13 protein-coding genes and 2 pseudogenes are annotated in these 12,698 nt (G+C 59.1%); 8 read left to right on the top strand and 7 right to left on the bottom strand.

What is annotated here, in order from left to right; all coding sequences use genetic code 11:
- The coding region (locus tag VWY60_RS03395; protein ID WP_416539825.1) for a VCBS domain-containing protein at positions 1-2,205 on the top strand (2,205 nt) is incomplete at its 5' end.
- Between the two features lie 303 nt (positions 2,206-2,508).
- Here VWY60_RS03395 and VWY60_RS03390 read toward each other — a convergent pair.
- Complete coding sequence (locus VWY60_RS03390) at positions 2,509-3,819, bottom strand: PLP-dependent aminotransferase family protein (protein WP_416538986.1); 1,311 nt, start codon at positions 3,817-3,819, stop codon at positions 2,509-2,511.
- A gap of 113 nt (positions 3,820-3,932) precedes the next feature.
- Between VWY60_RS03390 and VWY60_RS03385 the strand changes: the two genes are divergently transcribed.
- Entirely contained in the window at positions 3,933-5,099 is a 1,167-nt protein-coding gene (locus VWY60_RS03385; RefSeq protein ID WP_416539824.1) for an MFS transporter, read from the top strand.
- A 207-nt stretch (positions 5,100-5,306) separates the two neighbouring features.
- Here the strand turns inward: VWY60_RS03385 and VWY60_RS03380 are convergent, their stop codons facing one another.
- The gene (locus tag VWY60_RS03380; RefSeq protein ID WP_416539823.1) at positions 5,307-5,903 is read right to left on the bottom strand and encodes a TetR/AcrR family transcriptional regulator; all 597 of its coding nucleotides are present in this window, start codon (positions 5,901-5,903) and stop codon (positions 5,307-5,309) included.
- A gap of 125 nt (positions 5,904-6,028) precedes the next feature.
- Here VWY60_RS03380 and VWY60_RS03375 point away from each other — a divergent pair, with 125 nt between their 5' ends.
- Entirely contained in the window at positions 6,029-6,448 is a 420-nt protein-coding gene (locus VWY60_RS03375) for a DUF4345 domain-containing protein (RefSeq protein WP_416539822.1), read from the top strand.
- Positions 6,449-6,543: 95 nt separating this feature from the next.
- Positions 6,544-7,098, top strand: a pseudogene (locus VWY60_RS03370) (transposase); the annotation flags it as partial.
- A 32-nt stretch (positions 7,099-7,130) separates the two neighbouring features.
- Here VWY60_RS03370 and VWY60_RS03365 read toward each other — a convergent pair.
- Positions 7,131-7,409: a hypothetical protein gene (locus tag VWY60_RS03365; protein ID WP_416539821.1), complete on the bottom strand. Its 279-nt coding sequence runs from the start codon at positions 7,407-7,409 to the stop codon at positions 7,131-7,133.
- 25 nt (positions 7,410-7,434) lie between these two features.
- Positions 7,435-7,695 (bottom strand): annotated as a pseudogene (locus tag VWY60_RS03360) (M24 family metallopeptidase); the annotation flags it as partial.
- On the opposite strand from VWY60_RS03360, the gene VWY60_RS03355 reads away from it, so the two are divergent.
- From VWY60_RS03355 to VWY60_RS03340, 4 genes are read left to right on the top strand one after another with little or no spacing between them, the layout of a single operon-like run.
- Positions 7,578-7,964: an NAD(P)-binding domain-containing protein gene (locus tag VWY60_RS03355; RefSeq protein ID WP_416539828.1), complete on the top strand. Its 387-nt coding sequence runs from the start codon at positions 7,578-7,580 to the stop codon at positions 7,962-7,964. The pseudogene VWY60_RS03360 and the gene VWY60_RS03355 sit on opposite strands and share 118 nt — an antisense overlap.
- 44 nt (positions 7,965-8,008) lie before the next feature.
- Complete coding sequence (locus VWY60_RS03350; RefSeq protein ID WP_416539820.1) at positions 8,009-8,449, top strand: NAD-binding protein; 441 nt, start codon at positions 8,009-8,011, stop codon at positions 8,447-8,449.
- Positions 8,407-8,826, top strand: a complete 420-nt coding sequence (locus tag VWY60_RS03345; RefSeq protein WP_416539819.1) for a ThuA domain-containing protein — start codon at positions 8,407-8,409, stop codon at positions 8,824-8,826. Before VWY60_RS03350 ends, VWY60_RS03345 begins: the two co-directional genes overlap by 43 nt.
- 37 nt (positions 8,827-8,863) lie before the next feature.
- Complete coding sequence (locus VWY60_RS03340) at positions 8,864-9,718, top strand: fumarylacetoacetate hydrolase family protein (RefSeq protein WP_416539818.1); 855 nt, start codon at positions 8,864-8,866, stop codon at positions 9,716-9,718.
- Between the two features lie 22 nt (positions 9,719-9,740).
- Here VWY60_RS03340 and VWY60_RS03335 read toward each other — a convergent pair whose 3' ends face one another.
- The 3 genes from VWY60_RS03335 to VWY60_RS03325 are packed head-to-tail and all read right to left on the bottom strand — an operon-like array spanning position 9,741 to position 12,685.
- Positions 9,741-11,408: an acyl-CoA synthetase gene (locus VWY60_RS03335; RefSeq protein ID WP_416539817.1), complete on the bottom strand. Its 1,668-nt coding sequence runs from the start codon at positions 11,406-11,408 to the stop codon at positions 9,741-9,743.
- A gap of 3 nt (positions 11,409-11,411) precedes the next feature.
- Positions 11,412-12,212, bottom strand: a complete 801-nt coding sequence (locus VWY60_RS03330; protein WP_416539816.1) for an enoyl-CoA hydratase — start codon at positions 12,210-12,212, stop codon at positions 11,412-11,414.
- 23 nt (positions 12,213-12,235) lie between these two features.
- Positions 12,236-12,685 carry an OsmC family protein gene (locus VWY60_RS03325; protein ID WP_416535163.1) on the bottom strand — a complete coding sequence of 150 codons (450 nt, stop codon included), beginning with the start codon at positions 12,683-12,685 and terminating at the stop codon, positions 12,236-12,238.
- Positions 12,686-12,698 lie beyond the last annotated feature (13 nt).

Below are 12,698 nucleotides of genomic sequence, written 5' to 3'. Positions count from 1 at the left end.
ACAGCAACCGACAGCTTCACCTACACTGTGGATGATGGCAATGGCGGCACTGCGACCGAAACCGTGACGATCACCGTCACCGGCCAGAACGACGCGCCGGTTGCCATGGCGGTAACCGATACTGCCGACGAAGACGGCCCTGCCATCACCATTGCGGCGGACTTCACAGATGTCGATGCCGCTGACAGCCACACGTTCAGCGTCGACACCACAGGCACGCTTGGCGCGGTCACCGACAACGGCGATGGCACGTTTGGCTATGACCCCAGCGGCGCGTTTGACAGCCTCGCGGTTGGAGAAACAGCAACCGACAGCTTCACCTACACTGTGGATGACGGCAATGGCGGCACTTCCACTGAGACGGTCACTGTCGCCATCACCGGCCAGAACGACGCGCCGATCATCAATGTCGCGAACTCTGATCTGGTGGAAGAGATCGGCGCGGGCTTTACCACATCCGGCAGCTTTGACGCGCAAGATTTCATCGAGGCCTTTGATCCCACAAGCGGCACGGCTTCGATCCAGACGGTCGGCGGTCAGGATGCGATGCGGGTGAATATCAACACCGAAGACAGGCGTGCGCCACACACCGTTTTTGATATTGTCGAGCAAGGCGCGCTGGAGGCGAACGACAAGGTCGTCGTGACTGTTCAGGGTGAAGTCGCACGGACAGGCGGCGATCAGGACGTCTTTTTTGGTCTCACCGATGGTGTCGGTCAGGTGTCGTATTTCTCTGTCAACAGCAGGGCGGGACGCCTGTATAACGGCGAGCTCAAGACGGACTCGCAGCCGGGAGACTCGCTACAGGATGGTGCGATTGAGCTGAACCTACTCAATCTGAGCGGCGGGCAGCAGAATACCTTTAGCCTCGAAATCGTCCTCGACGGTCTCAGCGATGTCATCTCGGTGTTCAGCAGTTCGGGTGCGCTGATTGGCACGTTTGATGGCTTTGACCCGGCGTCCTCAAAACCCGATCAAACCAACGCGATTGATCCGTCTTTGGGTCTCAAGCTGTTCCTAGCGAGTGATGGTGACAACGAGACCAATTACTTTGTCGGCCTTGACTACGATATGGAGATCACCCGTCAGGGCACGATTGAATTCAACGATGTCGATGTCACGGATGAGCACACGGCAGAGATTGATGCGGTGCGCTTTGTGGGCGATGCAGGCGGGCTGACCTCGGCGCAGGCGCTGGCCCTGATCGAGCTCAGCGTGAACAGCACCGCAGCGCAAGCGTCCGGCTCTGTGGACTGGGCTTTTGACATAGGCGCGGTGGATGCGGCCTATCTGGCCGCGGGCGAGACGCTGATGATCGAGTATGACGTGACCGTGCAGGACGGCAACGGCGGCTCTGACACGCAAACCCTGTCGTTCACAGTGAACGGCACAAATGACGCCCCGGTGGCACAAGCGGTGACCGGCACTGTCGACGAAGATCCGCAGGTTGCCAGCTCTGATGGCATCGGTGCCTATACGATCCCCAATGCCGGGCGTTTCTATGTCTACGATTTCGACACGGGCACGGCGGCGTCTATCCAGCGCGACGGGGGCGCGAATTTCACCTTTGATCAGATCGCCGCGCAGTATCTCAGTGAGGGCAACGGCGTGATCGTCCAGCCCAACCCCAATAGCACCGGCTGGGCATTCGCGGGCGAGGTGTTCGTGGATGGGACGGGACAGACAATCGCCTCGACCGATTGGGTCATCAACGGGGGCAACGGCGATGTCGACCTGTCGAACCCTCAGTGGATCTTGTTTGCCGACACCAATCAGAACATCGACAGCATCGAGCTGGACATCGCAGGCTTGGATCTTGGAGGCGGTGTCACGGTGGATGCCCAGATTTCGGTCGGCCCGCTTAACTATGAGTATGCGCGGACCGATGATCTGCGCGTGGACGGGGTTCAGTTCAGCTCAACCCTGAATGGCCCCAGCCCCTCGGTCACGGTTGCAGCAAATGTCACCGATCCAGACAGCGATACCTTTGTGTTCACGATTGACGACAGCGGCACCCTTGGCGATGTCATCAACAACGGCGACGGCACGTTCACCTATTCCGCCGACGGTATGTTCGAGCATTTGAACAGCGGGGAGACGGCCACTGACAGCTTCGCCTACACGGTCGATGACGGCGATGGCGGTCTGGACACGGAAACTGTGACGATCACCATTTTGGGATCAGATGACATCCTGTTTGCCTAGGGGACCAGTACAGCAATCGAAGCAGGCACCACATCAAGGTGCCTGCTTTCGCACGGTTTGCGGTTGCAGCTGTCCATTCGGCATACGTGTCTGGTGTCAGGGGGCGTTTCTGGCCGATGAGGCCGCCCGTGTCTGAAGCCCTGCCTTTCGGATGGGTGCGGAGTGTTGGACGTTTGGCATGACACGGCTGCCAATACTCATTCCCCCCTTTGCCGGATGTGCCGTCAGCAAGCAGCACCAAAGATGAACCGGCGGCAAACGTCAGTTCGCGGTATTCGCTCGACAGCCGGTGCCGGAGCTTCCCTAGGCTATCGAAGTTTCCTCGACGGCTTTTCGGACGGTCTGGAAAACCTCCCTCAACTCACTCTTTGAAATGCCACCGAAAGCGAGCCGCAATGCCTGTGGCACAGCAACGGTTGTCGCAAAGGGGTCTGCTCCCGATGCCGAGATGCCGTGTTCTTTCAGACGTGTGACGATAGGCTCGGCGCGGACACCTTTCTCCAGCGGCAGCCAGGCAAAACCTGCATTCGGGTGCGACAGGATGCGCGCGCCACCCAACGCGGTCCGGCAGAGCTGCTGGCGCTCAGCGCCATCCCGTCTGCGGTTTTCCTCCGAAGCCACCAGCGTGCCATCTTCCACCCAGCCCGTGACCAGACCGGAAATCAGCGCCGGGGTGTTCCATGTCGTCGCCCGGATCGCTTCAAGCAGTCTGTCGCAGTGGTTTGCAGGGGCGATCACGTATCCCAGGCGTAGCCCCGTGGCGAGGCTCTTGGAGAAGCCGCCCACATGAACGGTACGCTCCGGCGCAAGCGAGATGAGGCTCGGCGGCGGGTCCGGCTCCAGAAAGGCGTATGCAGCGTCCTCGATCACCAGAAGATCATGTTTGCGCGCGACGCCGATCAGACGGTGGCGCGTTGGTTCGTCCATGACTGCGCCCAGGGGATTATGGACGGTGGGCATCAGATAGATTGCCCGGATCTTTCGGTCGCGGCACTGTCTGTCCAGATCATCCGGGCTCATCACGCCGTCCCGCCCGTCCACCGGGATAAGGTCAATCCCCTGCAATGTCGCGATGGATTTGAAGCCGGGGTAGGTCAGCGTGTCGGTGGCGATGGCGTCACCGCGTTGAAATAGCCCAAGGGCGATGATGGCCAATCCATGCTGGCCACCGGAGGTGACCAACAGGCATTCGGGATCAATGGGACCAAGCGTTGATGTGAGATTTTCGGCGATGATCCGGCGTTCGTGGGTGCGTCCGCCATGGGGCTGGTAGCGCAGCATCGCCTCAAGATCACCCGTGGTCGCTAGCCGCCGAAGGCCAGCACGCAGCATATCTGCATCGGCTGCGTCACCCGGCATGTTGAAGACGAGGTCGACGAGACCATCGCTGACCGTCTGTCGAACACCAAGCGTCGTCGGCAGGTCAAGGTCGCGCACATAGGTGCCGCGACCAGCCTCGCCGACAATCAGCCCGCGACGTTCAAGCTCCCCGTAGGCGCGCGTCGCCGTGGCGAGGGCGACGTTGAACTGCTCCGCAAACGCCCGATGTGTCGGGAGTTTGGTGCCCGGGGCAAGCTTGCCCTGCCGGATCACTGCCGAGAGCATGTCGGCCAAGCGTATGTATCTGGATTTCCTCATCTCTTCACTGTAATTAGTACAATAGAAAAATTGTCATATTTAAAGGCTCATGGCATTCCGATCTGAAGTCAACCTTCAAGGTCCACCCCATGTCCAAACTCATCCCGATTTCACTTCTTGCCTTTGGCTTGTTCACGGTGACATTCGCCGTGAACCTTCAGGCTCCGCTCTATGATGTCTATGCCGCCGAAAGCGACGTTGGGGCGACGGCAGTGACGGTCGCGTTCGCGGCCTATGTCGGAGGTCTCATGCCGACGCTGCTGCTGGTGGGCGGGCTATCGGATCGGATCGGTCGCCGGGTTCCGATTGCACTGGCGCTGATCTTCGGAGACGTCGCAACCGCGCTGCTGGTGCAGGTGCCAAGCTGGACAAGTCTGGTCACCGCGCGCTTCCTGCTCGGGATCGGGACAGGTCTCGCGACGACTGCCGGAACCGCCTATATGACGGAAATTCGCGGCGCGGAGCGCGCAAGGAGCGCCGCTCTGATTGTCACCTCCGCAACATCGCTCGGCTTTGGTGGTGGCGCTCTGGCGACCGGTATCAGCCTTGGTGTGCAGGGGCCAAGTTTGCTGCCTGCGAGCTATATCGCGCTGTTTGTGGCAGCACCGGTGCTCGCGGTCCTTGTCCTTGCATTGCCGCGGGTCGACACGCCCAAGCCGGTATCGGTTCTGCGCCTTCCGGTGTTCCCGGCTGGCGTTTGGGTTTTCGGGGCCGCGATGGCGCTGGCCTGGTCCACGACAGGCATGACCATTGCGGTTGTTCCGCTGGAACTTGCCGCGAACGACCTTGGCGGCTGGACGGGCCTTGTCATCTTTCTTGCGATCTTTGTGGGCTTTCTGTGCCAGCCGATTGCCCGCCGCATGACCAACGAACGGGCGCTCGCCCTCGGGTTTGTCCTGATCCCGCTCGGCTTTCTCGTTCTTCTGGCCGGTGTCTGGCTGAAGGTTCTGGCATTTGTTCTGATCGGCACCTGCATCACCAGTGCGGCCAGCTATGGCTTTACCTATCTCGCCGCTTTGGCAGAGGTCTCGCTACATGCGCCGGATGATCGGGCGCGGGCGACGGCGGGTCTCTTCGTCTATGCCTATTTCGGCTTCTCGCTGCCCGTGATTGCCAGCGGCGCACTGGCGGACAGGCTCGGCCTGCTGTCGGCCATGATCGTTTTCGCATCTGTCCAGATCGTGGTGACAGCGATCATCGTGATGCTATGGCAACGGCGACCCGTCCCGTCCAGCGCCGCTGTCAAAGCTGGGTAGCAGCGCAACCGCTAGTTTTTGAAAGCCACGGTCCGTCTAAGGTGCGGCATTGGGTGATTTCGGCGGGCCTGAGCCTATCACGGTTGGCCTGGGACAAGCTTGGGCTGGTCTCTCGGCGCCGCATCGCCTCAAGTATGCTATCGGCCCACTGTGTCCAATGCTGCTGATCGCATGGAAGTCTGTCTCATTCCGAAACTGCCTATCGGCTTATGCAACGACGCTTTTTAATAAACGTTCGGTCATCAGTGGTGTATCGACCCAAGGGTAATCAGGGATAGTGTTCATGCAAAGAGCAATGCCGATCATTCCCGATATGAGCGTGTCGGTCCTCACTTGAACATCGGCTGCGTCCGGAAGAACCTCTCGGATCAAATCTGAAAAGACTGCGAAATGTGCCAGGGTCTTCTCATCGCTCACGAAGGTACTGACATCCGCGCGGTTCACGTCGTTGGACATAAAGACAAGTCGAAAATGATCGGGATGATTGGTCCAATAGGCGACAAAGGTTTGTGCCGCCGACTGCAACCGTTCACTTGGAGCAGCGATATCCGTTAGCGTCTTCCGGATTTCATCTGACATGTCCGATAGGACGTCCGCCCAAAGGTATCGCAGGATATCTGTCTTGCCCTCGAAATGCGCATAGATCGTCATCGGCGCGCATCCAACCTCCTTCGCCAGACGCCGGATTGAAATCGCTTCGAAGCCTTCTGCTTGGTAAATCTCAAGCGCGTGCTTCCCAATTTTTGCCTGGAATCCAAGGATATCGGTCTCGCTTCGGCGAGGTCTGCCAGCGCGTCTAGCCATGGTTGGACACTCCAATTTAATCTGGAACGCGTCCCAAATAAATCTTGCAATGTCAAGTTTACATTAATATGGGACGCGTACTGAATTATTATTCAGCCTCAGCGCCAACCTCTAGGAGACATGAAATGAAGAAGATCAAACTACTGAACGCGGTCGTCGTGATCATTGGTGCCGTCATTGTCCTCCTAGGTTTGAACGTCGGCCTTGGCGGGATAAAGACACTGGGATGGCAATCGACACGTGATTTCGTTTCGATCACCGATGCGGCAACATTCCATGCTCAAGATAGTCACATACGATTTATTGGTGGTGTCTGGTTTGGCGTCGGTGCTGTGTTCATGATCGGAGGTTTTACAATGCGCCAGCTTCGCCCAACCTTGATCATTCTGTCGGCGATGATCGCAGTTGCGGGTCTGTTCCGACTAAGCGCCATGGACACCGGCGGGGTATTCAGCGCTGCCATTGCCCCTTCGTTCGCCTTCGAGCTTGCTGGTTTTCCGCTACTTGCATGGTGGCTGATGGTGTCTGCCAAACGAGAGGCCTAGGGACAGGATCAGAAGGTTTCTGCTGCAACGCGTGATTCACGGTTCCGAAAACGGAGCGGTGAATTGTCTGATTTTTTTGGCTGACGGATGCGCATATGGCGCGCTTTGAGCCCTTCTTTCCCAAGTTCCACGGCGAGCCCCGCGTTGATGGCCGACGTGTGTTGAGCGGAGTATCTTTATCAATCGCGATGGGTTGCGCTGGTGCGATGCTCCTCGGGAGTACGGCCCGCATAAGTCTCTCTACAGCCGCTGAACGCGCTGGAGCGAGAATGGCATCTTCGCGCGGATGATGGCGGGGCTGGCCGCCGGGCACGGCGAAGAACAGGCCGTGATGATTGACGCGACGTATCTAAAAGCCCACCGCACAGCGATCAGCATGGCCGCGAACTATGGATGATAAGGAACTGATCCAGTGGATCAATTCCCCGACGAGGGGAGGTGCGGCCGCCTGATCCCTTGCCCGGCAGGGCATTGCGCAGCAATGTCCCGAGAGGGGGCGAGACAAGTGTAGAATGAACACCAAGCTGCATGCCATCTGCGACAGCCAGGGCACCCGCTCGATCTGTTCGTTACCGACGGTCAGGTGCGACTACATCGGCGCGCGGGCGCTGCTCAGTGGTCTCCCAAATGTCGATTGGCTGCTCGGGGATCCCCGCCCAGTGCAGACCGGACGGGGCTTTGTTCAGTCGTTGATGTCGTGGTCGAAGTGTTTCACCTGGCCTTTTGGGCCCTTGAAGAAGTGGCGCAAGACCAGCCAGGCGATCAGCGAGAGGGTGGCGTAGATCAGCAGCAGCACCGGCAGGGTGATGCTGCCTGCGGGGGTGGCGACCAGCAGCAGGGCCACCAGCACGGCGCCGACGGCAAAGCCTATCACGTCCTCGGCCCCGGCTTGATCCATATGGGAAAAGTCGGCGCATACAGCGGCAGCCCTGGTGCCCAACGCCCTGATCTTCATTCGCAAAGCCGAGTTCCCGGGCTGTTGGTCAAACCTCAACCACCTTGTCGGTGGAGACGCCGGGTTTGATCGTCGCGATGGAGGCATCAATCCATTCGCGCGCCTTCACATAGGCGTCATTATGCCATGGGGTCGCGCGGCCGACGTTGAACCTGCGGTAGTAGCAGGTGCGATATCCCTGATAGGATTGCAGGATATCAAAGAAGGCCTGATTGCCGGGTCGGATTAAAATCCGAAGGCTGTCTGGCAGTGCAGACCCCTGTGGATCTGGCGGCGCGGGCTGACATCGTTGTCACGATGTTGGCCGATGACGCGGCCTCTTATGCAGTGCATCTCGGCCGCGACGGATTGTTTGCCTCGACAGGCAGCGCGACCTTGGTGGAAATGGGCACGATGAGCCCTGACCACATCGCCGATCTGGTCGCAACGGCGCCAGAGAATATCCGGGTGATTGATGCGCCGGTCTCCGGGCGACACAAGCTGCTGCAAGTGCAGATCTGCTGGTCATGGCCGACTGCCGTGACGAAGATGCTGATCTTGCGACCGTATTCGATGCGGTGAGCCGACAAACCATCTATCTCGGTCGGTCCTGGGCAGGGGCTGTGATGAAACTGGCGGTGAATTCGCTGATCCACGGGATTATTCAGACGCTTGCCGAAACGATGACCCTGGCCGAAGCCTCCGGCATCACGTCTGAGCAGGCATTCGATGTGATTGCGGCCTGTGCGCCAATGCTCAAATACCGGCGTCCGCTCTATCTGAACGAGGCAGATCACGATGTCACCTTTACCGTGGCACTGGCCCGCAAAGACATGGAAGTGACGCCACAGCTTGCAGATCGGCTTGGCACTGCGATGCCGCAAGGCCGAACCACACTGGCCAAATTGATCGAGGGGGAAAGGCAAGTTATGGCGCCCGCGATATGGCGTCGATATCGACCTACATGCGAAAGGATACACCATGAAAGCGGCGCTGTTTGTTGGCGGCTGGTTGGCACGGGCATATGGGGGATGCGTTCCGCGATCGCCCGACCTATCATTTCCTGATCGGCGGTCAGTTTGTGGCCCATCCGCCCGGATGGCCCGACAACCTGCAGCCGCGCGAAGACCATATTGATTCCGATGTGACCATCTGCAAACCCGACGATCCGATTGTGCAAGACATCAAGAGTTTCCGCCTGACGACCGAGCAATACCATATGCTCGTCGATCCATCGAACGAGGTCCTGGCGACCACGACGTTTTCGGGCGATCATCTGTGGTGGATCGAAGGCACCGTGATCCCGGTTGTCTGGAAACGCCGCTGGGACAAGGGCCGGGTGTTCTATTGCTCAATCGGCCACGAGTTGGACGACCTGAAGGTGCCGCAAGTTACCGAGATTATCCGCCGTGGGGCCCTGTGGGCGGCGCGCGGCGCTGCCTGATGACACGATATTCAAGCCATAATTATGAGGACACGATATGAAGCTTCTCCGCTACGGCGCGCCCGGCGCAGAAAAACCCGGGCTTCTGGATGCGTCAGGCCGCGTGCGCGATCTGTCGGGCCTGGTCCCGGATATCTCTGGTGAGACATTGCGCCCTGCTGGCCTGAAGGCCTTGCAAGCACTGGACCCGGAAACACTGCCGCTGGTTGACGGCACACCTCAAGAGGATCTGCGCCTTGGGGCCTGTGTCGGGAATATCGGCAAATTTGTCTGCATCGGCCTGAACTACGCCGATCACGCCGAAGAGGCGGGGATGCCGATCCCCGAAGAACCCATCATCTTCAACAAATGGACCTCTGCGGTGGTCGGCCCGAATGATGACATTCAGGTCCCGCGCGGTTCGGTCAAAACCGATTGGGAGGTCGAATTGGGCGTCGTGATCGGCGAACCGGGATCTTATATCGACGAGGGCAACGCGATGGACCATGTCGCAGGGTTTTGTGTGATCAACGATGTGTCAGAGCGCGATTTTCAGCTCAATCGGGCAGGCACGTGGGACAAGGGCAAAGGCTGCGATACCTTTGGGCCAACAGGGCCTTGGCTCGTCACAGTTGATGAGATCGCAGACATGGACAACATGGGGATGTGGCTGGATGTGGATGGCAAACGCATGCAGACAGGATCAACCGCGACATTGATCTTCAAGATCCCGCACCTCGTGTCCTATTGCAGCCAGTTCATGAGCCTGCAGTCGGGGGATGTCATTTCAACCGGCACGCCTCCGGGCGTGGGGATGGGTCAATCCCCGCAGCGGTATCTGCACGGCGGGGAGGTTGTGACCTTGGGTATCGACGGATTGGGCGAGCAACGATCAAAGGTTTTGCCAGCCTGACAGGATTGCAATTGACACCGGCTTACTGAGCCGGTGTCATTTGACCTGCATGTGCGTTTTCCGCGATCTTCTGGGCCTGATCGCGCAAGATGAATTTCTGGATCTTGCCGGTTGACGTGCGCGGGATCGGCATGAACACGAACTGTCCGGGCACCTTGTAGGGCGCAAGCTGGTCCTTGCACCACGCGCGCAATGTGGCGGCATCCACATGTTCACCTGTAGCCAGTTCCACAAAAGCACAGGGCGTTTCGCCCCATTTTTCGTGCGGCATGGCCACCACGGCAGCAATCGCGACGGCGGGGTGACGATAAAGCGCTTCTTCCACCTCAATGGACGAAATATTCTCGCCGCCCGAAATGATGATATCCTTGGAGCGATCCTTCAGCTGAATATAGCCGTCGGCGTGCCGCACGCCGAGATCGCCGGAATGGAACCAGCCGCCTGCAAAGGCCTCTTGGGTGGCTGTGGGATTGCGGAAATACCCCTTCATGACGACGTTGCCGCGAAACATCACCTCGCCCATGGTTTTCCCGTCGCGCGGCACGGGCAGCATGGTGTCCGGGTCCAGCACGTCCAATCCCTCAAGCGGCAGGTAACGCACGCCTTGGCGCGATTTCAGCTTGGCCTGTTCGGCGGGCGGGAGATCGGACCAGTCCTGATGCCAGTCATTCACCACGGCAGGGCCGTAGGTTTCAGTCAGCCCATAGAGATGCGTGACATCAAAGCCTGAGGTTTTCATATCCGCCAGCAGCTTCTCCGGCGGCGGGGCGGCAGCGGTAAAGAATTGCACGGTATGATCAAGTTGGCGCTTGTCGGCCTCGGGGGCCGAGATCATCAGTGACATGACAATTGGCGCGCCGCACAGGTGGGTGACGTGCTCATCTGCCAAAGCGGCCCAGATTGGTCCTGCCCGCACCTGACGCAGGCAGACATGGGTGCCGATGATCGCCGACAGCGTCCATGGGAAACACCAGCCATTGCAGTGGAACATTGGCAGCGTCCACAGATAGACCGCATGTTTCGCCATCGACGTCGTCAGCGCATTGCCCTGCGCCAGCAGATAGGCCCCCCGGTGGTGCGAAACCACACCCTTTGGATCACCTGTCGTCCCCGATGTGTAGTTGATCGAAATCGCGTCCCATTCATCCAGCGGCATCAGCCAGTCGAATTCAGGATCGCCCGTCGACAGGAAGGCCTCGTAATCCTGCGCATCTGCCTCGGTAACGGGTCCGCAGAATTCAGCGTCGTCGTATTGGATGACAAGCGGGCGCACTGTTGCCAGCGCCAGCGCATCCTGCATCAAGGGCATGAATTCGCGGTCTACGATGACGATTTTGCACATGGCATGGTCCAGCTGAAACGCAATCACCGAGGCATCTAGCCGGGTGTTCACGGAATGCAGGACCCCGCCACACATGGGAACACCGTAATGGCATTCCAGCATTGCGGGCGTATTGGCCAGCAGGGCCGACACGGTGTCACCGCGCCCGATGCCTTGCTCTGCCAAAGCACAGGCCAACTGACGTGATCGCGCATAAAACGCCGCATAATTGCGCCGCAACGGGCCATGCACCATCGCAGTGTGATCAGGAAAGACCGAGGCCGCGCGTTCCAGAAATGTCAGCGGCGTCAGTGGCTGATGGTTTGCAGGATTGCGGTCCAGATCGGTATTATAGGGGTTTGCGGTCATGGCTCAGGCGTCCTGCCATTGGGGCGCGCGCTTTTCGATGAACGCTTCGATCCCTTCTTCGGCGTCTTGCGCCAGCATGTTGTCGACCATCACAGCAGAGGCATAATCGTAGGCATCGGGCAGCGACATCTCGCGCTGGGCGTAATAGGCGCGTTTGCCGGTTGCCAGCGTCATGCTGGATTTTGACGCAATCTTGCGCGCCAACTCCATCGTTACCGTTTGCAACGCGTCAGGTGCCGCGACGCGGTTCACAAGGCCGATTTCGGCGGCCCGCGCGGCTGAGGTCAGGTCACCGGTTAGCAGCATTTCCATCGCGTGTTTGTCCGCAACATTGCGCGACAGCGCCACCATCGGGGTGGAGCAGAACAACCCGATGTGAACACCCGGTGTGCTGAATTGCGCCGTGTCCGCCGCAATGGCCAGATCACAGCTTGCGACCAGCTGGCAGCCTGCGGCCGTTGCGATGCCTGTGACCTCAGCGATGACGGGTTTGGGGCAATTCACGATGCCTTGCATCACGCCTGCGCACATCGCCATGACATGGGCAAAATAGGCTTTACCACCATCTCCGTTCAAACGCCCAGCGGTCATTTCCTTGAGGTCATGGCCTGCACAAAACGCAGGGCCATTGGCCGCCAGGACAATGACCCGCACATTTGGATCGGTCCCGGCGGCTGCAAACGCAGCACCGAGTTCCGCCAGCATCGCCTCGGACAAGGCATTGCGCCGACGCACGTCATTCAAGGTCAGGCGCAATATTCCGGTCCCGTCCAGAACGCGCAGCAGGATGTCAGAGGTGGTCACGGGGGGTATCCCTTATTCGAGCGCTAAAGAATGTTGATTTCGACACTGTCGGCGAGGGTGTTCGCAATAAAGCAGTAGCGGTGCGCGCGGTCCTGCATCTGCGCCAGTTCGGCGTCGCCCACCGTAAAGCCGGTGTCAAAACGCACCACCGGATGCAGATCAATCCGCGTTACCGACATCTGGCCCTTGGGGTTCTTGCCCAGATGGGCCTCGGCGTAATCGTGGTAGCTGGCCACCGGCCAGCCCGCCTTTGCGGCCAGCGCAAGAAAGGTCATCATATGACAGCTCGACAGCGCCGAGGCGAGGGCCTGTTCGGGGTTTGTGTTCTCCGGGTTTCCGCCCCAATCAGGGGCGGAATCGACCAGCAGGTCATAGCGGTTGTTGTATTGCACGGTGTGCTCGTTCGAATAGGAGCCGGTTTGCAATACGGGCGCTGCGCGCTGCCAGTGCAGCTCAATCGCGAGATCTGACATTTCGGTATTCTTT

Origin of the sequence: Phaeobacter sp. JH20_26 (genome assembly GCF_048056275.1) — a bacterium.
Taxonomy (GTDB): Bacteria; Pseudomonadota; Alphaproteobacteria; order Rhodobacterales; family Rhodobacteraceae; genus Phaeobacter; species Phaeobacter bryozoorum.
This window is presented reverse-complemented; position numbering and strand designations above follow the sequence as displayed.

Excerpts from the sequence above, each read along its gene's own strand:
- VWY60_RS03325 (WP_416535163.1), bottom strand. The coding sequence starts at position 12,685 with ATGTCAGATCTCGCGATTGAGCTGCACTGGCAGCGCGCAGCGCCCGTA.
- VWY60_RS03335 (WP_416539817.1), bottom strand. The coding sequence starts at position 11,408 with ATGACCGCAAACCCCTATAATACCGATCTGGACCGCAATCCTGCAAAC.
- VWY60_RS03385 (WP_416539824.1), top strand. The coding sequence starts at position 3,933 with ATGTCCAAACTCATCCCGATTTCACTTCTTGCCTTTGGCTTGTTCACG.
- VWY60_RS03375 (WP_416539822.1), top strand. The coding sequence starts at position 6,029 with ATGAAGAAGATCAAACTACTGAACGCGGTCGTCGTGATCATTGGTGCC.
- VWY60_RS03380 (WP_416539823.1), bottom strand. The coding sequence starts at position 5,903 with ATGGCTAGACGCGCTGGCAGACCTCGCCGAAGCGAGACCGATATCCTT.
- VWY60_RS03345 (WP_416539819.1), top strand. The coding sequence starts at position 8,407 with ATGGGGGATGCGTTCCGCGATCGCCCGACCTATCATTTCCTGATCGGC.
- VWY60_RS03350 (WP_416539820.1), top strand. The coding sequence starts at position 8,009 with ATGAAACTGGCGGTGAATTCGCTGATCCACGGGATTATTCAGACGCTT.
- VWY60_RS03340 (WP_416539818.1), top strand. The coding sequence starts at position 8,864 with ATGAAGCTTCTCCGCTACGGCGCGCCCGGCGCAGAAAAACCCGGGCTT.